The sequence below is a fragment of the Streptomyces sp. NPDC007907 genome, from assembly GCF_042959365.1.
Taxonomy (GTDB): domain Bacteria; phylum Actinomycetota; class Actinomycetes; order Streptomycetales; family Streptomycetaceae; genus Streptomyces; species Streptomyces indiaensis.
This window is the reverse complement of the sequence record NZ_JBIBKR010000001.1, coordinates 1,150,068-1,173,343: the sequence shown is the minus strand read 5'-3', so window position 1 is coordinate 1,173,343 and position 23,276 is coordinate 1,150,068. Positions and strand designations below refer to the sequence as shown.

The window sequence follows — 23,276 nt, the reverse complement described above, 5'->3', positions numbered from 1 at the left end:
GGAGTGACCCGGGCGGCGCGCTCGTGCCGCTCACCCCCAACACTCGGCCACGTCGGGACAATTCGGGCGCACGATGCCGAAGGGGCGGAAGCGCAGGGCCGGGGCGTGATGCCGTGTGGCGTTCAGGGCGGCTTCTGAGGGCCACTGGAGCGCCTCGGGGGCGGGGGCGGAGGGTCGGGGGCCCGACGGACCCCGGACAGGCCGGGAGGGCCGTTGCCTTGATGCGGCAGCGGCCCCCGAGCCCGTATGTGCGGAGACAGGGTCAGACGGTGTGCGACGTCAGAGGACGCGCACCGCGCCCGACGCCGGGTAACCCGACAGGTCCTGGATGACGACGCCCTTGGAGGGGTTGGCCGCGTCGAGGTACTGGCCGTTCCCGATGTAGACACCCACGTGGTACGCGGAGCCCTTGCCGCCCCAGTACAGGATGTCGCCGACCTGGATGCTGGACAGCGGGACGTCCGTGCCGGACATCGACTGGTCCTGCGAGACGCGCGGCAGGTCCACACCAACCTGCTTGTACGCGGCCTGCACCAGCGAGGAGCAGTCCCAGGCGTTGGGGCCGGTGGCACCCATGACGTAGGCGTCGCCCACCTGGGCCTTGAGGAACGCGATGACCGTCGCGACGCTGCCGCTGGCGGGCGCCGAGGTGGACGTGGACGTGGAGGCGGACGCGGACGCGGAGAGGGTGGCGCGCTCGGTGCTGCGGTTGGCGCGCTCGGCGGCGGCCTTGCGGGCGGCCTCGGCGGCCTCCTTCTTGGCCTCCGCCTTCTTCTTCGCGGCGGCGAGGTCCTTCTTGGCCTCCGCGGCGGCCTTGGCGGCGGCGGCGTCACGCTCGGCGCGCAGCTCGTAGTTCGCGGCGGCCTGCTGGGTGGCGGCAGCGGACTGGGCGACCTGAGCGGACATATCGGCCGTCAGGGTGGGCAGTTCGATGGTCTGCGTCACCGGCTCGGCGGCGTTCGCCGAGGCCGACGCGCCCGCCGCTGCCATGCTGAGAACGCCACCGGCCACTCCGGCGCGCAGGGCGATCGATGAGGTCGCGCTGCGGCGGGGCTTCCGGTGGCTGCGTATGTGAGCGGTGTGGGACATGGGAATAACCGGTACCAGGGGCTCCTTCATATCTTCAAGAAACGTGTGCTGCGCCACAGTTGCTCAATCGGGCCCCCAAAACCCCCCAACGAGCACCTTTATTGACGCCGTAACGGACATTGCGGGCACACCGTGACCGGCCTGTGATCACGGTGTTTGATCAATACGCCCGAATTGCCCCGCGCTTACCATCGGTGGGGTTGATTGGCCAAGCCCCGTTCTCACGGACCCCTCGTCGATGTGGCGGAGGTCACGGAACGGCCGCCCTTCCGGTCGCGTCCGGGTGTGGAGATCGCGACCGGGTCACGAGCCCGCGGAGATCGTGAACGCGTGCACGCGTCCACACCCCGCCCCGCGCACCCCCCTCACGTGTGAACGCGCCTCTATCAAGAGATCAAGTCCACCGCCAATTTGCATGCAAGAGAACCCTCTTGATATTGAGACGCCCCCCCGGCCTGCGCTGACGAGCCAAAATGTCACCTCTCGTGATCACTCGGACGCTTCGCGTGTGAAGATCACCGCTCATCCGACTTCATGATCGATCGTCAGGTGGTGGAGATCACAAAGCTTGTGGAATACCCCGTGTCGCAGATCACAGAGCGTCGGGCATAAGATGCACGCGGTTGGGCTTGTGACCTGCTTCACATGTTCCCGATCTTCGCCGGGGCGGGCGGGGTTCGAGGGACGGGTGGGGCGGATGTGAGCCCGATGCAAACCGCCAGCAGTCAGTGCCGACTGAGAGGAGCGAGGAGCGGTGAACGCTTATGCGCCCATCCTCGTACTGGGAGCCCTCGGGGCAGGCTTTGCGATCTTCTCCGTGGTCATGGCCACGTTGATCGGGCCCAAGCGGTACAACCGGGCCAAGCTCGAGGCCTACGAGTGCGGTATCGAGCCGACCCCCACGCCGGCCGGCGGCGGGCGCTTCCCCATCAAGTACTACCTGACGGCGATGCTCTTCATCGTCTTCGACATCGAGATCGTCTTCCTCTACCCCTGGGCCGTCACCTTCGACGCCCTGGGGATCTTCGGGCTCGTGGAGATGCTGCTCTTCGTGCTCACCGTCTTCGTCGCGTACGCGTACGTATGGCGGCGCGGCGGCCTGGAATGGGACTGAGGGGCCACACGTCATGGGACTCGAAGAAAAGCTGCCGAGCGGCTTCCTGCTGACCACCGTCGAGCAGGCCGCGGGCTGGGTGCGCAAGGCCTCGGTCTTCCCCGCCACCTTCGGCCTCGCCTGTTGTGCCATCGAGATGATGACCACCGGCGCCGGCCGCTACGACCTGGCGCGCTTCGGCATGGAGGTCTTCCGGGGCTCGCCCCGCCAGGCGGACCTGATGATCGTCGCCGGCCGGGTGAGCCAGAAGATGGCGCCGGTGCTCCGGCAGGTCTACGACCAGATGCCGAACCCCAAGTGGGTGATCTCCATGGGGGTCTGCGCCTCGTCCGGCGGCATGTTCAACAACTACGCCATCGTGCAGGGCGTCGACCACATCGTGCCGGTCGACATCTACCTCCCCGGCTGTCCGCCCCGGCCGGAGATGCTCCTGGACGCGATCCTCAAGCTCCACCAGAAGATCCAGAGTTCCAAGCTCGGCGTGAACGCCGAGGAGGCGGCCCGCGAGGCGGAGGAAGCGGCGCTCAAGGCGCTGCCCACCATCGAGATGAAGGGGCTGCTGCGGTGAGCGACGCGAACGGCAACGGTGTCAATCCCGAGAAGGACCTCTCCGCGGAGAACCTCCCGGGCCAGCGCGGCCAGGGTGGCGAGGAGATCCGCGTCCAGCGCGGCATGTTCGGGGCGAACAACGGCGGAGACACCTCCGGCTACGGCGGCCTGGTCCGCTCGGTCCGGCTCCCGGGACCGGCGGCCCGCCCCTACGGCGGCTGGTTCGACGAGGTCGCCGACGAGCTGGAGGGCGCCCTGGAGGAACAGGGACTGCTCCCGGACAACGCCATCGAGAAGACGGTCGTCGACCGGGACGAGCTCACCTTCCACATCGAGCGCGAGCACCTCGTCCGCGTCGCCCGCACCCTGCGCGACGACCCCGCCCTGCGCTTCGAGCTGTGCACCGGCGTCAGCGGCGTGCACTACCCGAACGACAAGGGCCGCGAGCTGCACGCCGTCTACCACCTGCGCTCGATCACCCACAACCGGGTGATCCGCCTGGAGGTCAGCGCCCCCGACAGCGACCCGCACATCCCGTCGCTGTTCTCGGTCTATCCGACGAACGACTGGCACGAGCGCGAGACGTACGACTTCTTCGGCATCGTCTTCGACGGCCACCCCGCCCTGACGCGGATCATGATGCCGGACGACTGGCAGGGCTTCCCGCAGCGCAAGGACTACCCCCTCGGCGGCATCCCCGTCGAGTACAAGGGCGCCCAGATCCCGGCTCCGGACCAGCGGAGGTCGTACTCATGAGCACCTCGCACGCTTCTCCTCGCGAGACCACCGAAGGCACCGTCTACACGGTCACCGGCGGCGACTGGGACGAGGTCGTCGAGACCGCCGCCCGCGCCGACGACGAGCGCATCGTCGTCAACATGGGCCCCCAGCACCCGTCCACCCACGGTGTGCTCCGCCTGATCCTGGAGATCGACGGCGAGACCGTCACCGAGGCCCGCTGCGGAATCGGTTACCTGCACACCGGCATCGAGAAGAACCTCGAGTACCGGACGTGGACCCAGGGCACCACGTTCGTGACGCGCATGGACTACCTGACGCCGTTCTTCAACGAGACGGCGTACTGCCTCGGCGTGGAGAAGCTCCTCGGCATCGAGGACCAGATCCCCGACCGGGCCTCGATCATCCGCGTGCTCCTGATGGAGCTGAACCGGCTCTCCTCCCACCTGGTGTGCATCGCCACCGGCGGCATGGAACTCGGCGCGACCACGATCATGATCTACGGCTTTCGTGATCGTGAACTCATTCTCGACATCTACGAGCTGATCACCGGCCTGCGGATGAACCACGCGTACATCCGCCCCGGCGGACTCGCCCAGGACCTGCCGCCCGGCGCGGTGGACCAGATCCGCGAGTTCGTGAAGAAGATGAAGAAGAACCTCCCGGAGTACGACAAGCTCGCCACCGGGAACCCCATCTTCAAGGCCCGTATGCAGGACGTCGGCTACCTCGACCTGGCCGGCTGCATGGCTCTCGGCGCGACAGGCCCGATCCTGCGCTCCACCGGCCTGCCGCACGACCTGCGCAAGGCGCAGCCCTACTGCGGCTACGAGACGTACGACTTCGAGATCCCGACCGCCGACACCTGCGACTCCTACGGCCGCTTCCTCATCCGGCTGGAGGAGATGCGCCAGTCGCTGAGGATCGTCGAGCAGTGCCTGGACCGGCTCCAGCCCGGCCCGGTCATGGTCGCCGACAAGAAGATCGCCTGGCCGGCCCAGCTCGCCCTCGGCCCCGACGGCCTCGGCAACTCCCTCGACCACATCAAGAAGATCATGGGCACCTCCATGGAGGCCCTGATCCACCACTTCAAGCTCGTCACCGAGGGCTTCCGCGTCCCGCCGGGACAGGCCTACGCGGCGGTCGAGTCGCCCAAGGGCGAACTCGGGGTGCACGTCGTGTCCGACGGCGGCACTCGCCCCTACCGGGTCCACTTCCGCGACCCGTCCTTCACCAACCTGCAGGCCATGGCGGCGATGTGCGAGGGCGGCCAGGTCGCCGACGTCATCGTCGCGGTGGCGTCCATCGACCCCGTGATGGGAGGCGTCGACCGGTGACCACATCGTCTTCCGAGCGGGGCGTCAGCCTGGGCATGCCCGAACTGCCCGCACCCGCCTACCCGGACGACGTCCGGGCCCGTCTGGAGACGGACGCGCGCGAGGTCGTCGCCCGCTACCCGGACTCCCGGTCCGCCCTGCTGCCGCTGCTGCACCTGGTGCAGGCCGAGGAGGGGCACGTCACCCGCACCGGGATGCAGTTCTGCGCGGACGTGCTCGGCCTGACCACCGCCGAGGTCACCGCGGTCGCCACCTTCTACACCATGTACCGCCGCCGGCCGAGCGGTGACTACCAGGTCGGGGTGTGCACCAACACCCTGTGCGCGGTGATGGGCGGGGACGCCATCTTCGAGGAGCTCCAGGAGCACCTCGGCGTCGGCAACGGCGAGACCACCGGCGACGGCAAGGTCACCCTGGAGCACATCGAGTGCAATGCGGCCTGCGACTTCGCGCCGGTCGTGATGGTCAACTGGGAGTTCTTCGACAACCAGACCCCCGCCAGCGCCAAGAGCCTCGTCGACGACCTGCGCGCGGGCCGGCCGGTCACCCCCACCCGCGGGGCGCGCATGTGCACCTTCAAGGAGACCGCCCGGATCCTGGCCGGCTTCCCCGACGAGCGGGAGGGGGCCGTGGAGTCCGGGGGAAGCGCGGGACCCGCCTCCCTGGTCGGCCTGAAGCTCGCCAAGGGCGAGGCCTCTCCCGCCCGTGTGGTGCACCCGCGCGGTGAGGCGGCCCGCACCGGGGCGCCGCACGAGCCGTCACCGACGGAGCACTTGAGCTCGCACGACGCGCCGCAGGACACATCGGCCTCCGACCCGGCCCACCCGGCCGGGCCCACCGCCGAGGAGGGGGAGTGATGACCTTGGCACCCGAGCTGAAAGACATGAGCCCCGAGAAGCTGCTCGCACCGGTGCTCTCGGCCTTCTGGGACGAGGACAGGTCCTGGACGCTGGACGTGTACCGGCGGCACGACGGCTACGAGGGGCTGCGCAAGGCGCTCGCCATGTCACCGGACGACCTGATCGCCTACGTCAAGGACTCCGGTCTGCGCGGGCGCGGCGGCGCGGGCTTCCCCACCGGGATGAAGTGGCAGTTCATTCCCCAGGGGGACGGAAAGCCGCACTATCTGGTTGTCAACGCCGACGAGTCGGAGCCGGGGACGTGCAAGGACATCCCGCTCCTCTTCGCGAACCCGCACAGCCTCATCGAGGGCATGATCATCGCGTGTTACGCCATCAGGTCGTCGCACGCCTTCATCTATCTGCGGGGTGAAGTCGTCCCCGTACTGCGACGGTTGCACTCCGCCGTGCGCGAGGCCTACGAGGCGGGCTTCCTCGGCGAGAACATCCTGGACAGCGGACTCGACCTCGACATCACCGTGCACGCGGGCGCGGGCGCGTACATCTGCGGTGAGGAGACCGCACTGCTGGACTCGCTCGAAGGCCGCCGTGGCCAACCGCGGCTTCGTCCCCCCTTCCCTGCCGTCGCGGGCCTCTATGCGTGCCCGACTGTGGTGAACAACGTCGAATCGATCGCGTCGGTTCCCGCGATCCTGCAGCGGGGCAAGGAATGGTTCCGGTCGATGGGGAGTGAGAAGTCGCCCGGCTTCACGCTCTACTCCCTCTCCGGCCACGTCGCCAGCCCCGGCCAGTACGAGGCGCCGCTCGGGATCACGCTGCGCCAGCTGCTCGACATGAGCGGCGGGATGCGCCCCGGGCACCGCCTCAAGTTCTGGACGCCGGGCGGCTCCTCGACGCCGATGTTCACCGACGAGCACCTCGACGTCCCCCTTGACTACGAAGGAGTGGGCGCCGCCGGTTCCATGCTCGGCACGAAAGCACTCCAGTGCTTCGACGAGACCACCTGCGTGGTCCGCGCCGTCACGCGCTGGACGGAGTTCTACGCCCACGAGTCCTGCGGCAAGTGCACGCCCTGCCGCGAAGGCACCTACTGGCTCGTGCAGTTGCTGCGCGACATCGAGGCCGGCAAGGGACAGATGTCCGACCTCGACAAGCTGAACGACATCGCCGACAACATCAACGGCAAGTCCTTCTGCGCCCTCGGTGACGGCGCCGCCTCGCCGATCTTCTCCTCGCTCAAGTACTTCCGCGAGGAGTACGAGCAGCACATCACGGGCCGGGGCTGTCCCTTCGACCCGGCCAAGTCGACGGCCTGGGCCGACCGCACGGAGGTGAACGCATGACCGTGACCACCAGCGCTCCCTCCGGCGGGGGAGAGGCGGCGGTCCCGCCGGAGGACCTCGTGTCGCTGACGATCGACGGCGCCGAGATCAGCGTGCCCAAGGGCACCCTGGTCATCCGGGCCGCCGAGCAGCTCGGCATCGAGATCCCCCGGTTCTGCGACCATCCCCTGCTCGACCCGGCCGGGGCCTGCCGGCAGTGCATCGTCGAGGTCGAGGGCCAGCGCAAGCCGATGGCGTCCTGCACCATCACCTGCACCGACGGGATGGTGGTGAAGACCCACCTCACCTCGCCGGTCGCGGAGAAGGCCCAGAAGGGCGTGATGGAGCTCCTGCTCATCAACCACCCCCTGGACTGCCCGGTCTGCGACAAGGGCGGCGAGTGCCCCCTGCAGAACCAGGCCATGTCGCACGGTGACGCGGACTCCCGCTTCGACGGCCGCAAGCGGACCTACGAGAAGCCCGTCCCGATCTCCACGCAGGTGCTGCTCGACCGCGAGCGGTGCGTGCTGTGCGCCCGCTGCACCCGGTTCTCCAACCAGGTCGCGGGCGACCCGATGATCGAGCTGATCGAGCGGGGCGCGCTCCAGCAGGTCGGCACCGGCGAGGGCGACCCGTTCGAGTCGTACTTCTCCGGCAACACCATCCAGATCTGCCCGGTCGGCGCGCTGACCTCGGCGGCGTACCGATTCCGCTCCCGCCCCTTCGACCTGGTGTCCTCCCCGTCGGTGTGCGAGCACTGCTCCGGCGGCTGCGCCACCCGTACCGACCACCGGCGCGGCAAGGTCATGCGGCGCCTGGCGGCGAACGACCCCGAGGTCAACGAGGAGTGGATCTGCGACAAGGGGCGGTTCGGGTTCCGGTACGCGCAGCAGCGGGACCGGCTCGAGACGCCGCTGGTGCGCAACGCCGAGGGCGAGCTGGAGGCGGCCTCCTGGCCGGAGGCACTCCAGATCGCCGCCCAGGGACTGCTGGCCTCGCGGGGCCGCACCGGTGTCCTGACCGGCGGCCGCCTCACCGTCGAGGACGCCTACGCGTACAGCAAGTTCGCGCGCGTGGCCCTCGACACCAACGACATCGACTTCCGCGCGCGCGTGCACAGCAGCGAGGAGGCCGACTTCCTGGCGGCCCAGGTCGCCGGGCGGGGCCGGGACCTCGACGGCACGGGCGTCACGTACACCCTGCTGGAGCAGGCCCCCGTCGTCCTGCTGGTCGGGTTCGAGGCGGAGGAGGAGGCGCCCGGCGTCTTCCTGCGGCTGCGCAAGGCCTGGCGCAAGCACGGCCAGAAGACCTTCTCGCTCGCCACGCACGCCACCCGGGGACTGGAGAAGGCCGGCGGCACCCTGCTCCCGGCGGCTCCCGGCACCGAGACCGAGTGGCTGGACGCGCTCGCGAGCGGCGCCGGCCTGGAGGACGGCGGTGCGCTCGCCGCCGAGGCCCTGCGGGCCGAGGGCGCGGTGATCGTCGTCGGCGAGCGGCTGGCGGCCGTGGCCGGCGGGCTCACCTCCGCCGCCCGCACCGCCGCCGCGACCGGCGCCCGGCTGGTGTGGATCCCGCGCCGGGCCGGGGAACGCGGCGCGATCGAGGCGGGCGCGCTGCCGTCGCTGCTGCCGGGCGGGCGCCCGGCCACCGACCCGCGCGCGCGGGACGAGGTCGCCGCCGTCTGGGGCGTCGCCGGTCTCCCGCACCGCTACGGCCGTGACACCGGCCAGATCGTGGAGGCCGCCGCGACCGGGGAGCTCCAGGCCCTGCTGGTGGCGGGTGTGGAGATCGCCGACCTGCCCGATCCGGCACGCGCGCGTGCGGCGCTCGACGAAGTGGGCTTCCTGGTCTCGCTGGAGCTGCGGCCGAGCGAGATCACGCGCAAGGCCGACGTCGTGCTGCCCGTCGCCGCGGTCGCCGAGAAGGCCGGCACCTTCCTCAACTGGGAAGGCCGGATCCGCTTCTTCGAGGCGGCGCTCAAGCCGGACCAGATGACCCGCCGCTCCGCGCCCACCGACGCGCGCGTGCTGCAGATGCTGGCCGACGCCATGGACGTCCACCTCGGGCTGCCGGACCTGCGCGCCGTGCGCGGCGAGATCGACCGGCTCGGCGCCTGGGACGGCCCGCGGGCCGGTGAGCCCCTGGAGACCGCGGCCGCACTGCCGCGGCCGGCCACCGGGGAGGCCGTGCTCGCGGGGCACCGGCTGCTGCTCGACCAGGGTCTCCTCCAGCAGGGCGACGAGGCACTCGCCGGGACGCGGCACGCGGCCCGCGCGCGTGTGTCGTCCGCGACGGCGGCCGAGGCGGGCGTCAAGGACGGCGACCTGCTCGCGGTGACCGGTCCGCAGGGCGTGGTGGAACTCCCGCTCCAGATCAGCGAGATGCCCGACCGGGTGGTGTGGCTGCCGCTGAACTCCGCCGGCGGCGGCGTCGCCTCCGACACCGGGGCGCGGCCCGGCTCCCTCGTCCGCATCGGTCCGGCGACGCTCGCCGGCGAGGCCCCCAAGGAGGTGGAGGCATGAGCCTTCGAGGAGGCGGCGGCACGAGCCCGTACCTCGCCGCAGAAGACCTCTCGATGTTCGGCACCGACCCGTGGTGGCTGGTCGTCATCAAGGCGGTGTTCTGCTTCGCCTTCCTGATGGTGACCGTGCTGGTCTCCATCGTCATGGAGCGCAAGGTCGTCGCCTGGATGCAACTGCGCATCGGCCCGAACCGGCACGGCCCCTGGGGCATGCTCCAGTCGCTCGCCGACGGCATCAAGCTGATGCTCAAGGAGGACGTCGTCGTCAAGCGCGCGGACAAGGTGGTGTACGTCCTCGCGCCGATCGTCGCGGCCATCCCGGCCTTCATGGCGATCGCGGTGATCCCCTTCGGCCCGGCCGGCAACGAGATCTCGATCTTCGGCCAGCGCACCACGATGCAGCTCACCGACCTGCCGATCGCGATGCTCTACATCCTCGCGGTCGCCTCCGTCGGCATCTACGGCATCGTGCTGGCGGGCTGGAGCTCCGGCTCGACGTACCCGCTGCTGGGCGGCCTGCGCTCCTGCGCGCAGATGATCTCCTACGAGATCGCGATGGGCGCCGCCTTCGCCTCCGTCTTCCTCTACTCGGGGTCCATGTCGACCTCGACGATCGTCGAGCAGCAGGCCGACCGCTGGTACATCGTGCTGCTGCCGGTCTCCTTCGTCCTCTACATCGTGACGATGGTCGGCGAGACCAACCGCGCCCCCTTCGACATGCCCGAGTCCGAGGGCGACCTGGTCGGCGGCTTCAACACCGAGTACTCGTCGATCAAGTTCGCGATGTTCATGCTCGCCGAGTACGTCAACATGGTGACCGTCTCGGCCGTCGCCACCACCCTGTTCCTCGGCGGCTGGCGGGCCCCCTGGCCGATCAGCACCTTCTGGGAGGGCGCCAACCACGGCTGGTGGCCGCTGCTGTGGTTCACCGTCAAGGTCCAGCTGCTGCTGTTCATGTTCATCTGGATCCGCGGCACCCTCCCGCGCGTGCGCTACGACCAGCTGATGAAGCTCGGCTGGAAGGTCCTGATCCCGGTCTCCCTGGTGTGGCTGATGCTCGTCGCGAGCGTCCGGGCCTTCCGGAACGAGGGCTACGACTTCGCCGACATCGCCCTCTACGTGGGCGGCGGCGTGCTCGCCCTGCTGCTGCTCTCCTTCGTCGCCGACATGTTCCGCGAGAAGGCCAAGAAGGCCGAACAGCCGGCCGAGGCACCGGCCGCCTTCGACCCGATGGCGGGAGGATTCCCCGTACCGCCCCTGCCCGGACAGGAACTTCCGCCGGTCCCGCGCCGCTCGCGCCGTGAGCGGGAGCTGATTGTCAGTGGTGGGGCCGATACTCAGAGTGACGGATCTCTGGGCGGATCTACGGATGGAAAGGAGGCGTCCGATGGCTGAGGAACTCGAGCGTTCGAAGGGTGCGGAACCCAAGGACACCAAGCCCGGTTTCCAGAACCCCGTGGCCGGCTTCGGCGTGACCTTCAAGGCCATGTTCAAGAAGCGGCTGACCGAGCAGTACCCGGAGCAGCAGAAGACCACGGCACCGCGCTTCCACGGACGGCACCAGCTCAACCGCCACCCGGACGGCCTGGAGAAGTGCGTCGGCTGTGAACTGTGCGCCTGGGCCTGTCCCGCCGACGCCATCTACGTGGAGGGCGCGGACAACACCGACGAGGAGCGCTACTCGCCGGGCGAGCGGTACGGCCGCGTCTACCAGATCAATTACGCCCGCTGCATCCTGTGCGGCCTGTGCATCGAGGCCTGCCCCACCCGGGCGCTCACGATGACCAACGAGTTCGAGCTGGCCGACTCCAGCCGCGCCAACCTCATCTACACCAAGGAGCAGCTGCTCGCCGGTCTGGAGGAGGGCATGGTCGACTCGCCCCACGCCCTCTACCCCGGCACCGACGAACAGGACTACTACCGGGGCCTGGTGACGGAGGCCGCGCCCGGCACCGAGCGGCAGGTCGACCACTCCAAGGGCGAGGTCGTCCAGGAGGCCGACTCGACCTTCGGCGGGACGGAACCCGCGTCGGAGGGAGTGATCGGCCGATGACCGCCCAGCTCGCCGCCGCCTACTCCACCTCCACCGGAGAGGCCGTCCAGTTCTGGATCCTCGGCACCGTCGCGGTGATCGGCGCCCTGTGCACCATCCTCATGAAGAGGGCCGTGCACAGCGCGCTCTGCCTCGCCGGCACCATGATCGTCCTGGCGGTGTTCTACCTCGCCAACGGCGCCTACTTCCTGGGCGTCGTCCAGATCGTCGTCTACACCGGGGCGATCATGATGCTGTTCCTGTTCGTCGTGATGCTCGTCGGCGTCACCGCGGCGGACTCCCTGAAGGAGACCATCAAGGGGCAGCGGTGGCTGGCCCTGCTGTGCGGCCTCGGCTTCGGAGTCCTGCTGATCGGCGGCATCGGCAACGCCTCCCTGACGGACTTCAACGGCATCGGCCAGGCCAACGCCGGGGGCAACGTCGAGGGTCTGGCGGCCCTCATCTTCACCAAGTACGTCTTCGCGTTCGAGATCACCGGCGCCCTGCTCATCACCGCCGCCGTCGGCGCCATGGTGCTCACGCACCGCGAGCGCACCGAGCGCGCCAAGACGCAGCGGGAGCTCGCCGAGCAGCGCGTGCGCCAGGGCACGTACCTGCCGCCGCTGCCGGCGCCCGGTGTGTACGCCCGGCACAACGCGGTCGACATCGCGGGTCTGCTGCCCGACGGCACCCCGTCCGACCTCACCGTCAGCAAGACCCTGCGCGAGCGCGGCCAGATCCGTGACGTGTCGCAGGAGGCGCTCAACGACCTCAAGGCCCTGGAGCAGCGGTCCGAGGAGCGTCTGGAGCGCAGGGCGGTCGGGCCGGCGAAGTTCCAGCGGTCCGAGGAGGCGTCCAAGTGAACCCCGTCAACTACCTCTACCTCGCGGCCCTGTTGTTCACGATCGGCGCCACCGGCGTGTTGATCAGGCGCAACGCGATCGTCGTGTTCATGTGCATCGAGCTCATGCTCAACGCCTGCAACCTCGCGTTCGTCGCCTTCTCCCGGATGCACGGCAACCTCGACGGCCAGATCATCGCCTTCTTCACGATGGTCGTCGCCGCCGCCGAGGTCGTGGTCGGGCTCGCGATCATCGTGTCCCTGTTCCGTGCCCGCCACTCGGCCTCGGTCGACGACGCCAGCCTGATGAAGCTGTAAGGGGTCGGAGAAATCGTGGAGAACCTCATTGCGCTGCTGGTGGCGGCGCCCCTGCTCGGAGCGGCGGTCCTGCTGTGCGGCGGCCGGCGGCTGGACGCCGTCGGCCACTGGCTCGGCACCGCGCTCGCGGCCGTCTCCTTCGTGCTCGGGCTGGTGCTGTTCACCGACATGCTCGGCCAGGACGCCGAGAACCGCGTCCTGAGCCAGCACCTGTTCAGCTGGATCCCGGTCGAGGGCTTCCAGGCGGACGTCGCCTTCCAGCTCGACCAGCTGTCCATGACGTTCGTGCTGCTGATCACGGGCGTCGGATCGCTGATCCACCTGTACTCCGTCGGGTACATGGAGCACGACGAGCGGCGCCGCCGCTTCTTCGGCTATCTGAACCTGTTCCTCGCGGCGATGCTGATCCTGGTCCTCGCCGACAACTACCTGCTGCTGTACGTCGGCTGGGAGGGCGTCGGTCTCGCCTCCTACCTGCTGATCGGCTTCTGGCAGCACAAGCCCAGCGCCGCCACTGCCGCCAAGAAGGCCTTCCTGGTCAACCGCGTCGGCGACATGGGCCTGTCCATCGCGATCATGCTGATGTTCCTGTGGTTCGGCACCTTCGCCTTCGGGCCGGTGCTCGGCGGCCACGGGGAGGCCGGGCTCGCGGGCGCCGCCGGTGAGGACAAGCTGACTGCGATCGCCCTGATGCTGCTCCTCGCCGCCTGCGGCAAGTCCGCCCAGGTGCCGCTGCAGTCCTGGCTCGGGGACGCGATGGAGGGCCCGACCCCGGTCTCGGCCCTCATCCACGCGGCGACCATGGTGACGGCCGGTGTCTACCTGATCGTCCGCTCCGCGGCCGTGTTCAACGGCGCCCCGGACGCGCAGCTGGTCGTCACCATCGTCGGCGCGGTCACGCTGCTGTTCGGTGCGATCGTCGGTTGCGCGAAGGACGACATCAAGAAGGCCCTCGCCGGTTCGACGATGTCGCAGATCGGCTACATGATCCTCGCCGCGGGCCTCGGCCCCATCGGCTACGTCTTCGCCATCATGCACCTGGTGACGCACGGCTTCTTCAAGGCCGGTCTGTTCCTCGGCGCCGGTTCCGTCATGCACGGAATGAACGACGAGGTCGACATGCGCCGCTACGGCGGCCTGCGGAAGTACATGCCCGTCACCTTCGTCACCTTCGGCCTCGGCTACCTGGCCATCATCGGTTTCCCGGGCCTGTCCGGCTTCTTCTCCAAGGACAAGATCATCGAGGCGGCGTTCGCCAAGGGCGGCACCGAGGGCTGGATCCTCGGCGCCTGCGCCCTGCTCGGCGCGGCCATCACCGCGTTCTACATGACGCGCGTGATGCTGATGACGTTCTTCGGCGAGGAGCGCTGGCGCAACGCCCCGACGCCGTCCCCGGCCCGGCCCGACGTGGAGCCCGCCGCCGAGACGCGCGGCGAGTACACCCCGCCGCACCCGCACGAGTCGCCGAAGATCATGACGATCCCGATGATCGTGCTGGCCGTCGGATCGGTGGCCGGCGGCGCGTTCTTCAGCATCGGCGACCGGTTCCTGCACTGGCTGGAGCCCGTCACGGGACACAGCCACGGCAATCCGCCGATCAGTGCGGGCGTGGTCACCACCGCGACCGTCGCCTGCATGATCATCGGCGTCGCCCTCGCCTGGGCCCAGTACGGCCGCCGCCCGGTCCCGGCCGTCGCCCCGCGCGGTTCGCTGCTCACCCGGGCCGCCCGGCGCGACCTGTACCAGGACGACTTCAACCACGTCGTCCTGGTCCGCGGCGGCGAACACCTCACGCGGTCCCTGGTCTACGTCGACCACACCCTGGTCGACGGCGTCGTCAACGGCACGGCGGCCTCGGTCGGCGGCCTGTCCGGGCGGATGCGCAGGCTGCAGAACGGCTTCGCCCGCTCCTACGCGGTCTCGATGTTCGGCGGCGCCGCGGTCATCGTCGCCGCGACCCTGCTGATGAGGGCGGTCTGATACCGATGTCCTTTCCTCTGCTGACAGCGACAGCGGCGCTCCCGGCCGTCGGGGCGATCGCCACGGCCGCCGTACCGGCCGCGAAGCGCACCGCCGCCAAGTGGCTGGCGCTGCTCGTCTCGCTCGCCACGCTCGTCCTGGCGATCGTCGTCCTGGTCCGTTTCGACCCGGACGGCGACCGCTACCAGCTCACCGAGTCGCACGCCTGGATCGCCGATTTCGGCGTCCGCTACGAGCTGGGCGTGGACGGCATCGCGGTGGCGCTCATCGCGCTCACGGCGCTGCTCATCCCGTTCATCATCCTGGCGGGCTGGCACGACGCCGACCCCCTGGAGACCGGTAGCAGGCGGTGGCGGCCGACGCAGGGCTTCTTCGCCCTGATCCTGGCCGTCGAGGCGATGGTGATCCTCTCCTTCGAGGCCACCGACGTCTTCCTCTTCTACATCTTCTTCGAAGCCATGCTGATCCCGATGTACTTCCTCATCGGCGGCTTCGGGGACCGTGCTCACGAGCACGGCGAGAAGGCGGCGGCGACGCAACGCTCGTACGCGGCCGTGAAGTTCCTCCTCTACAACCTGGTCGGCGGTCTGATCATGCTGGCCGCGGTGATCGGCCTGTACGTGGTCGCCGGGAACTTCTCGCTCCAGGAGATCGCCGAGGCCCGCGCGGGCGGCACCCTCGACATGGCGACCGACACCGAACGCTGGCTGTTCCTCGGGTTCTTCTTCGCGTTCGCGGTGAAGGCGCCGCTGTGGCCGCTGCACACCTGGCTGCCCAACGCCATGCAGGAGTCGACGGCCCCGGTAGCCGTGCTCATCACGGCGGTCGTCGACAAGGTCGGCACCTTCGCGATGCTCCGCTTCTGCCTCCAGCTCTTCCCGGAGGCCAGCAAGTGGGCGACGCCCGTGATCCTCGTCCTCGCCCTGATCAGCATCATCTACGGGGCGCTGCTCGCGGTCGGCCAGCGGGACATCAAGCGGCTGGTGGCGTACGCGTCGATCTCCCACTTCGGCTTCATCATCATGGGCATCTTCGCGATGACCAGCCAGGGCCAGTCCGGGGCGACGCTCTACATGATCAACCACGGCATCTCGACGGCCGCGCTGATGCTGGTCGCGGGCTTCCTGATCTCCCGGCGCGGCTCGCGGCTCATCGCCGACTACGGCGGTGTGCAGAAGGTCGCCCCGGTGCTCGCCGGCACGTTCCTGATCGGCAGCCTCGCGACGCTGTCGCTGCCGGGGCTGGCGCCGTTCGTCAGTGAGTTCCTGGTCCTGGTCGGCACGTTCACGCGCTACCCGGTGATCGGCATCATCGCCACCTTCGGCATCGTCCTCGCCGCGCTCTACACCCTCGTCCTCTACCAGCGGACGATGACGGGCCCGGTGAAACCGGCGGTCTCCGCGATGCCGGACCTCCGGGTCCGTGAGCTCGTCGTCGTCGCCCCGCTGGTCGTCCTGCTGATCTTCCTGGGCGTCTACCCGAAGCCCGTCACGCAGATCATCGATCCGGCGGTCAAGCAGACCATGTCCGACGTCCAGAAGAAGGACCCCCAGCCCGAGGTGGAGGCGGCCAAGTGAGCGCAACAGCCGTCCACAGCCTGTGGACAAACGCGGCCGACCCGATCGCCAAGATCGACGCGCCGAAGATCGAATACGGGCAGCTCGCCCCCACTCTGATCATCGTCGGCGCGGCGATCGTCGGGATCCTGATCGAGGCGTTCGTCCCGCGGAAGTCCCGCTACTACGCCCAGATGTTCGTGTCCGTCGTCGCCCTCGCCGCGGCCTTCGCCGCGGTCGTGGCGCTCGCGGCCGACGGGTACGGCACGACCAAGGCACACATCGCGGCGATGGGCGCGATCGCCGTCGACGGACCGGCCCTGTTCCTCCAGGGCACGATCCTGCTGGCGGCTCTCGTGGGCCTGTTCACCTTCGCCGAGCGGCGCCTCGACCCGGAGGCGCACGGCAACCGCGTCGACTCCTTCGCCGCCCAGGCCGCCTCCGTGCCGGGCAGCGAGAGCGAGAAGGCCGCGGTCAAGGCCGGGTTCACCACCACCGAGGTGTTCCCGCTGCTGATGTTCGCCGTCGCCGGCATGCTGATCTTCCCGGCGGCCAACGACCTGCTGACGCTGTTCGTGGCGCTGGAGGTCCTCTCCCTGCCGCTGTACCTGCTGTGCGCGCTGGCCCGCCGCAAGCGGCTCATGTCGCAGGAGGCGGCGGTCAAGTACTTCCTGCTGGGCGCCTTCGCCTCCGCGTTCACCCTGTTCGGCATCGCCATGCTGTACGGCTACGCGGGGTCGATGTCGTACGCCACGATCGCGCAGGTCGTCGACGGCACCGTGCAGGACGTCAACCCGGCGCTCGCCGACACCATGGGCAACGACGCGCTGCTGCTGATCGGCGCCGCGCTGCTGGTGATGGGGCTGCTGTTCAAGGTGGGCGCGGTGCCGTTCCACATGTGGACACCGGACGTGTACCAGGGCGCTCCGACGCCGGTGACCGGCTTCATGGCGGCGGCCACGAAGGTGGCGGCGTTCGGCGCGCTGCTGCGGCTGCTGTACGTCGTGCTGCCGGGCCTGCGCTGGGACTGGCGGCCGGTGATGTGGGCCGTGGCCATCGTCACGATGCTGGGCGGTGCGATCGTCGCCATCACGCAGACCGACATCAAGCGGCTGCTGGCGTACTCGTCGATCGCGCACGCCGGCTTCATCCTCGCGGGTGTCATCGCGACCACGCCCGACGGTGTCTCCTCCGTGCTGTTCTACCTGGCGGCGTACTCGTTCGTGACGATCGGCGCCTTCGCGGTGGTCACCCTCGTCCGTGACGCGGGCGGTGAGGCGACGCACCTGTCCAAGTGGGCCGGGCTCGGACGCAGGTCGCCGCTGGTGGCGGCGGTGTTCGCGGTGTTCCTGCTGGCCTTCGCCGGCATTCCGCTGACGTCCGGCTTCGCCGGGAAGTTCGCCGTGTTCAAGGCGGCGGCGGAGGGCGGGGCGGCACCGCTCGTCGTGATCGGTGTGATCTCGTCGGCGATCGCCGCGTTCTTCTACATCCGCGTGATCGTGCTGATGTTCTTCAGCGAGCCGCGGCCGGAGGGCCCGACGGTGGCCGTGCCGTCACCGCTGACGATGACGGCGATCGGGGTGGGCGTGGCGGTCACGGTGGTGCTCGGTGTGGCGCCGCAGTACTTCCTGGACCTGGCGGGCCAGGCGGGCGTTTTCGTCCGCTGACGTCCGTGTACCTCTGCGTGGGACCCGGTCTCCTTCGGGAGCCGGGTCCCACGGCGTTTCCCGGTCGGCCGCCGGACCTCGGCCGAACCCGTGTGCGGACGCGGTCTCCGCCGGGCGGCGGGACCTGTGGATAACTGCGGGGCTGTCGGTGCGGACGCCTATGGTGGACGCAGTGGCCGAGGCAGTGGTCGAGGCGCGACGCACGGGGGACGCAACGATGGGCGCGACGGGCGGGACAGGTGTGATGACGGAACAGGACGCGGTGACCGGGACCGGGACGGCTGGGACCGGCGCGACCGTGACTGGTGCCGGGATCGGCGCGGGCAGCGGACCCGGCGGGCCCCTCGGCGCCGACGTGAGCGAGGCGCTGGCCGCGCTGCACCGGGTCTTCGGGTACGACGCCTTCCGCGGCGAGCAGGAAGCCGTCATCGAACACGTGGTGGCGGGCGGTGACGCCGTCGTCCTCATGCCGACCGGCGGTGGCAAGTCGCTGTGCTACCAGATCCCGTCCCTGGTCAGACCCGGTACGGGTGTGGTCGTCTCCCCGCTCATCGCCCTGATGCAGGACCAGGTGGACGCGCTGCGGGCGCTCGGCGTGCGGGCCGGGTTCATGAACTCCACGCAGGACTTCGACGAGCGGCGGACGGTCGAGGCCGAGTTCCTCGCCGGCGAGCTGGACCTGCTGTATCTGGCCCCTGAGCGGCTGCGGCTGGAGAGCACGCTCGACCTGCTCTCCCGCGGCAAGATCTCCCTCTTCGCGATCGACGAGGCGCACTGCGTCTCCCAGTGGGGCCACGACTTCCGGCCCGACTACCTCGCGCTGTCGCTGCTCGGCGAGCGCTGGCCGGACGTGCCGCGGGTCGCGCTCACGGCGACGGCCACCCGCGCCACGCACCAGGAGATCACCCAGCGGCTGAACATGCCGACGGCCCGCCACTTCGTGGCGAGCTTCGACCGGCCCAACATCCAGTACCGGATCGTGCCCAAGGCCGACCCCAAGAAGCAGTTGCTGAGCTTCCTGCGCGAGGAGCACGCGGGCGACGCGGGCATCGTCTACTGCCTGTCGCGCAACTCGGTGGAGAAAACCGCCGAGTTCCTCAGCCGCAACGGCGTCGAGGCGGTGCCGTACCACGCGGGTCTGGACGCGGGGACGCGCGCGGCCCACCAGTCCCGCTTCCTGCGCGAAGACGGCCTGGTCGTGGTGGCGACCATCGCCTTCGGCATGGGCATCGACAAGCCGGACGTCCGCTTCGTCGCCCACCTCGACCTGCCCAAGTCGGTCGAGGGCTACTACCAGGAGACCGGCCGGGCCGGCCGGGACGGGCTGCCCTCGACGGCCTGGATGGCCTACGGGCTGAACGACGTCATACAGCAGCGCAAGCTGATCCAGTCCGGTGAGGGCGACGAGGCCTTCCGGCGCCGGGCCCAGGCCCACCTGGACTCGATGCTGGCCCTGTGCGAGACGGCCCAGTGCCGCCGGGGTCAGCTCCTGGCCTACTTCGGCCAGGACCCCGACCCGTCCGGCTGCGGCAACTGCGACACCTGCCTGACCCCACCGGAGACCTGGGACGGCACCGTCGCGGCGCAGAAGGCCCTGTCGACGGTCGTCCGGCTGCAGCGCGAGCGCGGGCAGAAGTTCGGCGCGGTGCAGATCATCGACATCCTGCTGGGGAAACGGACCGGCAAGGTCATCCAGTTCGACCACGACCAGCTGTCCGTGTTCGGCATCGGCGAGGAGCTCACCGAGGGCGAATGGCGGGGTGTCATCCGGCAGTTGCTCGCCCAGGGGCTGCTCGCGGTGGAGGGCGAGTACGGCACGCTGGTGCTGACCGAGGCCAGCGGGGCGGTGCTGCGGCGGGAGCGGGAGGTGCCGCTGCGCAAGGAGCCGAAGAAGCCGGCGTCCTCCCGGTCGGGGTCCTCCTCCGCGGGCTCCGGGCGGGGCGAGCGAAAGGGCAAGGCCGTCGCCGCCGAGCTGCCCGAGGAACTGCTGCCGGCGTTCGAGGCGCTGCGCGCCTGGCGCGCCGAGCAGGCCCGTGAGCAGGGCGTCCCGGCATATGTGATCTTCCACGACGCCACGCTGCGGGAGATCGCCACGGTGTGGCCGACGTCGGTGCGGGAGCTCGGCGGGATCAGCGGAGTCGGCGAGAAGAAGCTCACCACGTACGGCGAGGGCGTGCTGGAGGTGCTCGCGTCGCTGGGCGGGCCGTCGGGCTCCGCTCCCGCGGGCGACTCGTCCCCGGCCCCGGCTCACGCCCCCGGCCATGACGCGGGCGAGCCGGATCACTGGCCGGAGATGGACGAGGAGCCGGAGCCCGACGACTGGATATAGGGCCGGGCGCCGGCCGCGTCACCGGCAGCGGCGAGCCGCCGTGCCGGTCACAACGCCCGTCCCGCGTACGCCCTGACGTCCGCGTCGGAGTCGGTCGTCGCCGTGGCGAGGGCTGCCCGGGCCTCCTCCGTGGCGCGATGCCGGGTCAGTGCCAGGACGGCGGCCTTGCGGACATCGGCGTTGGCGTCCCCCAGGGTCTTGGCCAGGGCCGGGACGGCCACGTCGGGTTCGGCGACGGACAGGGCCGTGGCGGCTCCGGCCCGTACCTGCCAGGCCGCCTCGGACAGGGCCGCCACCGCGCGTGATACGAGGGGCGCCGGGCAGCCGGTGGTGCCGAGTGCTCCGTAGGCCGCGGCCCGCACCAGGGCATCGGGGTCGTCGAGGAGGCCGGTGAGGGCCGCTTCGATGGCGGCGAGGGTGGGATCGACGGCGGCCGTTGCGCCAGACGCCGACTCCTCGGCGCCCACCGTGGCCGGGGCCTCGGCGCTCTGCCGCTCGGCATCCACCGTGGCCTTGCGCTCGGCGCTCTGCCGCTCGGCATCCACCGTGGCCTTGCGCTCGGCGCTCTGCCGCTCGGCATCCACCGTGGCCGGGCCAACGGCGGTCGACTGCTCGGCACTCACCGTCGCGAGGCCCTTGGCGATGGCGACCCGGACCTCGCGAGAGGGGTCGGAGAGGGCCGCACCGGCCAGTTCGCCGGCGGCGTCGACCGACACCAGGGCGCGGACGGCCTCGATGCGGACGGCGATGTCGGAGTCGGTGAGGGAGGCCGCGAAGAGGGCGGCGTCCCCGAGGCGCAGGGCGCGCAGGACGTCCAGTGCCGCGGCCCGGACCACGGGGTCCGGCTCGGCCAGGGCGGCGGCGAGGCCGTCGCGCAGGTCGGGCTCGGCCGGGAGCGTCTCGACGAGCTCACGCAGGGACGCGGCAGCGGCGGCCCGCACCTCGGCGGCGGTGTCGCGCAGGGCGGCGGCGAGAGCGGTGCCCGTCCCGGGCGGCAGGGTCTCGGTGAGCACGGCGACGGCCTCGCGGCGGACGGCGGGCACGGGGTCGGTCAGATACGGCCGCAGGGCGCCGAGTTCGGGCTCCTCCTCGGCGAGGGCGACGAGTTCGAGGAGGCGGGTGGCGGACTGCTCACCGGACGGCGCGGTGACCGGGGCCTGCGGTGCCGGAGCCGGCTCCGGCAGTGGGCTTCCCACGGCGGAGGCGACCGGCGCCACGTCCCGCGAGCCGGCCGTGGCCACATCCTCGGCATGCACCTCGCCGAGGTCACGTGAGGGGCCGCCGACGGGGTCGAAGCCGTCGACGGGAACGAGATAGGGAGCCACGGGACGTGCCGTGAACTCCATGGCACCAGAGGGGGACTTGTGCAGATCGAGGTGGTGGAACCAGGACGCGTCGTCCCGCTGGGGGTGGTCGATGCGGTCGTGGTAGAGGCCCCAGCGGGACTCCGTGCGGGCCAGGGAGGAGCGCGCGGCCATCTCCGCGCAGTCCCGGATGAAGGTGACCTCGGCGCAGCGCATCAGCTCGTGCGCGGTGCGGGCGCCCATCTCGGCGATGTCCGTGTGCATCCGCTGGAACGCCTCCAGGGCCAGCGACAGCCGGGCTCCGGACTTGGGTGGGGCCACGTAGTCGTTGACGAAGCGGCGCAGCTTGTACTCGACCTGGGGCTGCGGCGGGCCGTCGGGGTTGCGCAGCGGGCGGTAGATCAGCTCGTGCGCCTCGCGCAGCTGGTCGCCCGGCAACTCCCCCTCGTACGCGGAGTACTGGGAGGCGTCCGCTCCCGCGAGGTCGCCGAAGACGAACGCGCCGATCATGTAGTTGTGCGGCACGCAGGCCAGGTCGCCGGCCGCGTACAGGCGGGGCACGGTGGTGCGGGCGTGCTCGTCGACACGGACACCGGAGGCGGAGTGGCCGCCGCACAGGCCGATCTCGGAGATGTGCATCTCGATGTCGTGGGTGCGGTAGTCGTGGCCGCGGCCGGAGTGGAAGGTGCCGCGGGTGGGGCGCTCGGTGGAGTGCAGGATCGTCTCCAGGGCCGAGACCGACTCCTCGGGGAGGTGGCTCAGCTTCAGGTAGACGGGACCCCGGTCGGACGCCACCTCGGCGGCGAACTCGTCCATCATCTGGCCGGACCAGTAGTCGGAGTCGACGAAGCGCTCGCCGTGCCGGTTGACCTGGTAGCCGCCGAAGGGGTTGGCGACGTAGGCGCATGCCGGGCCGTTGTAGTCCTTGATCAGCGGGTTGATCTGGAAGCACTCGATGCCGGTGAGTTCGGCGCCCGCGTGGTAGGCCATGGCGTAGCCGTCGCCCGCGTTGGTGGGGTTCTCGTAGGTGCCGTAGAGGTAGCCGGAGGCGGGCAGGCCGAGACGGCCGCAGGCGCCGGTCGCGAGGATCACCGCGCCCGCGCGGACCTGGACGAACTGCCCGGTGCGGGTGTTGAAGCCGGCCGCCCCCACGGCCCGGCCCCCGGCGGTGAGGACACGCACCGGCATGACCCGGTTCTCGATGCGGATCCTCTCCCGCATCTCGCGCCGCCGCAGCTGCCGGTACAGGACCTTCTTGACGTCCTTGCCCTCCGGCATCGGCAGCACGTAGGAGCCGGAGCGGTGCACCTGGCGGACGGCGTAGTCGCCGTGCTCGTCCTTCTCGAACTTCACGCCGTAGGACTCCAGCCGCTGCACCATGCCGAAGCCGCGGGTGGCCGTCTGGCGGACGGTGGACTGGTCGACGATGCCGTCGTTGGCACGGGTGATCTCGGCGACGTAGTCGTCGGGTTCGGCCCGGCCCGGGATGACCGCGTTGTTGACGCCGTCCATGCCCATGGCGAGCGCGCCGGAGTGGCGGACGTGCGCCTTCTCCAGCAGCAGCACGTTCGCGCCGTGCTCGGCGGCAGTCAGGGCGGCCATGGTGCCGGCGGTGCCGCCGCCGATGACGAGGACGTCGCAGGTCAGTTCCTCGGCGTCGGCGAGGGACGGGACGGCCAGGGGGGTGTCCGCAGGGGGGTTCACGGAGGTGGTCACCGG

General features: G+C 70.3%; 17 protein-coding genes. 15 read left to right on the top strand and 2 right to left on the bottom strand.

Features of this window, described 5'->3' with window-relative positions; genetic code table 11:
* Positions 1–279: 279 nt before the first annotated feature.
* The gene (locus ACFZDI_RS05400; protein WP_234849609.1) at positions 280–1,119 is read right to left on the bottom strand and encodes a C40 family peptidase; all 840 of its coding nucleotides are present in this window, start codon (positions 1,117–1,119) and stop codon (positions 280–282) included.
* Between the two features lie 724 nt (positions 1,120–1,843).
* Between ACFZDI_RS05400 and ACFZDI_RS05395 the strand changes: the two genes are divergently transcribed.
* The 15 genes from ACFZDI_RS05395 to recQ all read left to right on the top strand — a co-directional run bounded on the left by ACFZDI_RS05395 (position 1,844) and on the right by recQ (position 20,253).
* Complete coding sequence (locus ACFZDI_RS05395; RefSeq protein ID WP_003992243.1) at positions 1,844–2,203, top strand: NADH-quinone oxidoreductase subunit A; 360 nt, start codon at positions 1,844–1,846, stop codon at positions 2,201–2,203.
* A 13-nt stretch (positions 2,204–2,216) separates the two neighbouring features.
* Positions 2,217–2,771 carry an NADH-quinone oxidoreductase subunit B family protein gene (locus ACFZDI_RS05390; RefSeq protein WP_030610600.1) on the top strand — a complete coding sequence of 185 codons (555 nt, stop codon included), beginning with the start codon at positions 2,217–2,219 and terminating at the stop codon, positions 2,769–2,771.
* Positions 2,768–3,508, top strand: a complete 741-nt coding sequence (locus ACFZDI_RS05385) for an NADH-quinone oxidoreductase subunit C (protein ID WP_234849608.1) — start codon at positions 2,768–2,770, stop codon at positions 3,506–3,508. Before ACFZDI_RS05390 ends, ACFZDI_RS05385 begins: the two co-directional genes overlap by 4 nt.
* Positions 3,505–4,827 carry an NADH-quinone oxidoreductase subunit D gene (locus ACFZDI_RS05380; protein WP_053669589.1) on the top strand — a complete coding sequence of 441 codons (1,323 nt, stop codon included), beginning with the start codon at positions 3,505–3,507 and terminating at the stop codon, positions 4,825–4,827. The genes ACFZDI_RS05385 and ACFZDI_RS05380 overlap by 4 nt, the downstream gene beginning before the upstream one ends.
* Entirely contained in the window at positions 4,824–5,684 is an 861-nt protein-coding gene (gene nuoE / locus ACFZDI_RS05375) for an NADH-quinone oxidoreductase subunit NuoE (protein ID WP_361109644.1), read from the top strand. The genes ACFZDI_RS05380 and nuoE overlap by 4 nt, the downstream gene beginning before the upstream one ends.
* A complete protein-coding gene (gene nuoF / locus ACFZDI_RS05370) occupies positions 5,684–7,030 on the top strand; it encodes an NADH-quinone oxidoreductase subunit NuoF (RefSeq protein WP_268839673.1) in 1,347 nt (448 codons plus the stop codon). Before nuoE ends, nuoF begins: the two co-directional genes overlap by 1 nt.
* A complete protein-coding gene (locus ACFZDI_RS05365) occupies positions 7,027–9,531 on the top strand; it encodes an NADH-quinone oxidoreductase subunit G (protein ID WP_391247830.1) in 2,505 nt (834 codons plus the stop codon). The genes nuoF and ACFZDI_RS05365 overlap by 4 nt, the downstream gene beginning before the upstream one ends.
* Positions 9,528–10,925 carry an NADH-quinone oxidoreductase subunit NuoH gene (gene nuoH, locus ACFZDI_RS05360; RefSeq protein ID WP_361109638.1) on the top strand — a complete coding sequence of 466 codons (1,398 nt, stop codon included), beginning with the start codon at positions 9,528–9,530 and terminating at the stop codon, positions 10,923–10,925. The genes ACFZDI_RS05365 and nuoH overlap by 4 nt, the downstream gene beginning before the upstream one ends.
* A complete protein-coding gene (gene nuoI / locus ACFZDI_RS05355) occupies positions 10,918–11,583 on the top strand; it encodes an NADH-quinone oxidoreductase subunit NuoI (protein WP_391247827.1) in 666 nt (221 codons plus the stop codon). Before nuoH ends, nuoI begins: the two co-directional genes overlap by 8 nt.
* Positions 11,580–12,425: an NADH-quinone oxidoreductase subunit J gene (locus ACFZDI_RS05350; RefSeq protein ID WP_234849602.1), complete on the top strand. Its 846-nt coding sequence runs from the start codon at positions 11,580–11,582 to the stop codon at positions 12,423–12,425. The genes nuoI and ACFZDI_RS05350 overlap by 4 nt, the downstream gene beginning before the upstream one ends.
* The gene (nuoK, locus tag ACFZDI_RS05345) at positions 12,422–12,721 is read left to right on the top strand and encodes an NADH-quinone oxidoreductase subunit NuoK (RefSeq protein WP_003992252.1); all 300 of its coding nucleotides are present in this window, start codon (positions 12,422–12,424) and stop codon (positions 12,719–12,721) included. The genes ACFZDI_RS05350 and nuoK overlap by 4 nt, the downstream gene beginning before the upstream one ends.
* A gap of 15 nt (positions 12,722–12,736) precedes the next feature.
* Positions 12,737–14,701: an NADH-quinone oxidoreductase subunit L gene (nuoL, locus tag ACFZDI_RS05340; RefSeq protein ID WP_234849601.1), complete on the top strand. Its 1,965-nt coding sequence runs from the start codon at positions 12,737–12,739 to the stop codon at positions 14,699–14,701.
* Positions 14,702–14,706: 5 nt separating this feature from the next.
* Positions 14,707–16,278: an NADH-quinone oxidoreductase subunit M gene (locus ACFZDI_RS05335; protein WP_234849600.1), complete on the top strand. Its 1,572-nt coding sequence runs from the start codon at positions 14,707–14,709 to the stop codon at positions 16,276–16,278.
* Positions 16,275–17,924 (top strand): NADH-quinone oxidoreductase subunit NuoN, encoded by a 1,650-nt coding sequence (gene nuoN / locus ACFZDI_RS05330; RefSeq protein ID WP_361109629.1) that lies wholly within the window; start codon positions 16,275–16,277, stop codon positions 17,922–17,924. The genes ACFZDI_RS05335 and nuoN overlap by 4 nt, the downstream gene beginning before the upstream one ends.
* Positions 17,925–18,141: 217 nt before the next feature.
* The gene (gene recQ, locus ACFZDI_RS05325; RefSeq protein ID WP_391248055.1) at positions 18,142–20,253 is read left to right on the top strand and encodes a DNA helicase RecQ; all 2,112 of its coding nucleotides are present in this window, start codon (positions 18,142–18,144) and stop codon (positions 20,251–20,253) included.
* A gap of 47 nt (positions 20,254–20,300) precedes the next feature.
* On the opposite strand, the gene ACFZDI_RS05320 is transcribed toward recQ, so the two are convergent.
* Positions 20,301–23,273 (bottom strand): fumarate reductase/succinate dehydrogenase flavoprotein subunit, encoded by a 2,973-nt coding sequence (locus tag ACFZDI_RS05320; protein WP_391247824.1) that lies wholly within the window; start codon positions 23,271–23,273, stop codon positions 20,301–20,303.
* Positions 23,274–23,276 lie beyond the last annotated feature (3 nt).

Coding starts and splice junctions, on each gene's coding strand:
- recQ (WP_391248055.1), top strand. CDS start 18,142: ATGGGCGCGACGGGCGGGACAGGTGTGATGACGGAACAGGACGCGGTG.
- ACFZDI_RS05335 (WP_234849600.1), top strand. CDS start 14,707: ATGTCCTTTCCTCTGCTGACAGCGACAGCGGCGCTCCCGGCCGTCGGG.
- ACFZDI_RS05390 (WP_030610600.1), top strand. CDS start 2,217: ATGGGACTCGAAGAAAAGCTGCCGAGCGGCTTCCTGCTGACCACCGTC.
- ACFZDI_RS05380 (WP_053669589.1), top strand. CDS start 3,505: ATGAGCACCTCGCACGCTTCTCCTCGCGAGACCACCGAAGGCACCGTC.
- nuoI (WP_391247827.1), top strand. CDS start 10,918: ATGGCTGAGGAACTCGAGCGTTCGAAGGGTGCGGAACCCAAGGACACC.
- ACFZDI_RS05400 (WP_234849609.1), bottom strand. CDS start 1,119: ATGAAGGAGCCCCTGGTACCGGTTATTCCCATGTCCCACACCGCTCAC.
- ACFZDI_RS05365 (WP_391247830.1), top strand. CDS start 7,027: ATGACCGTGACCACCAGCGCTCCCTCCGGCGGGGGAGAGGCGGCGGTC.
- nuoH (WP_361109638.1), top strand. CDS start 9,528: ATGAGCCTTCGAGGAGGCGGCGGCACGAGCCCGTACCTCGCCGCAGAA.
- nuoF (WP_268839673.1), top strand. CDS start 5,684: ATGACCTTGGCACCCGAGCTGAAAGACATGAGCCCCGAGAAGCTGCTC.
- ACFZDI_RS05350 (WP_234849602.1), top strand. CDS start 11,580: ATGACCGCCCAGCTCGCCGCCGCCTACTCCACCTCCACCGGAGAGGCC.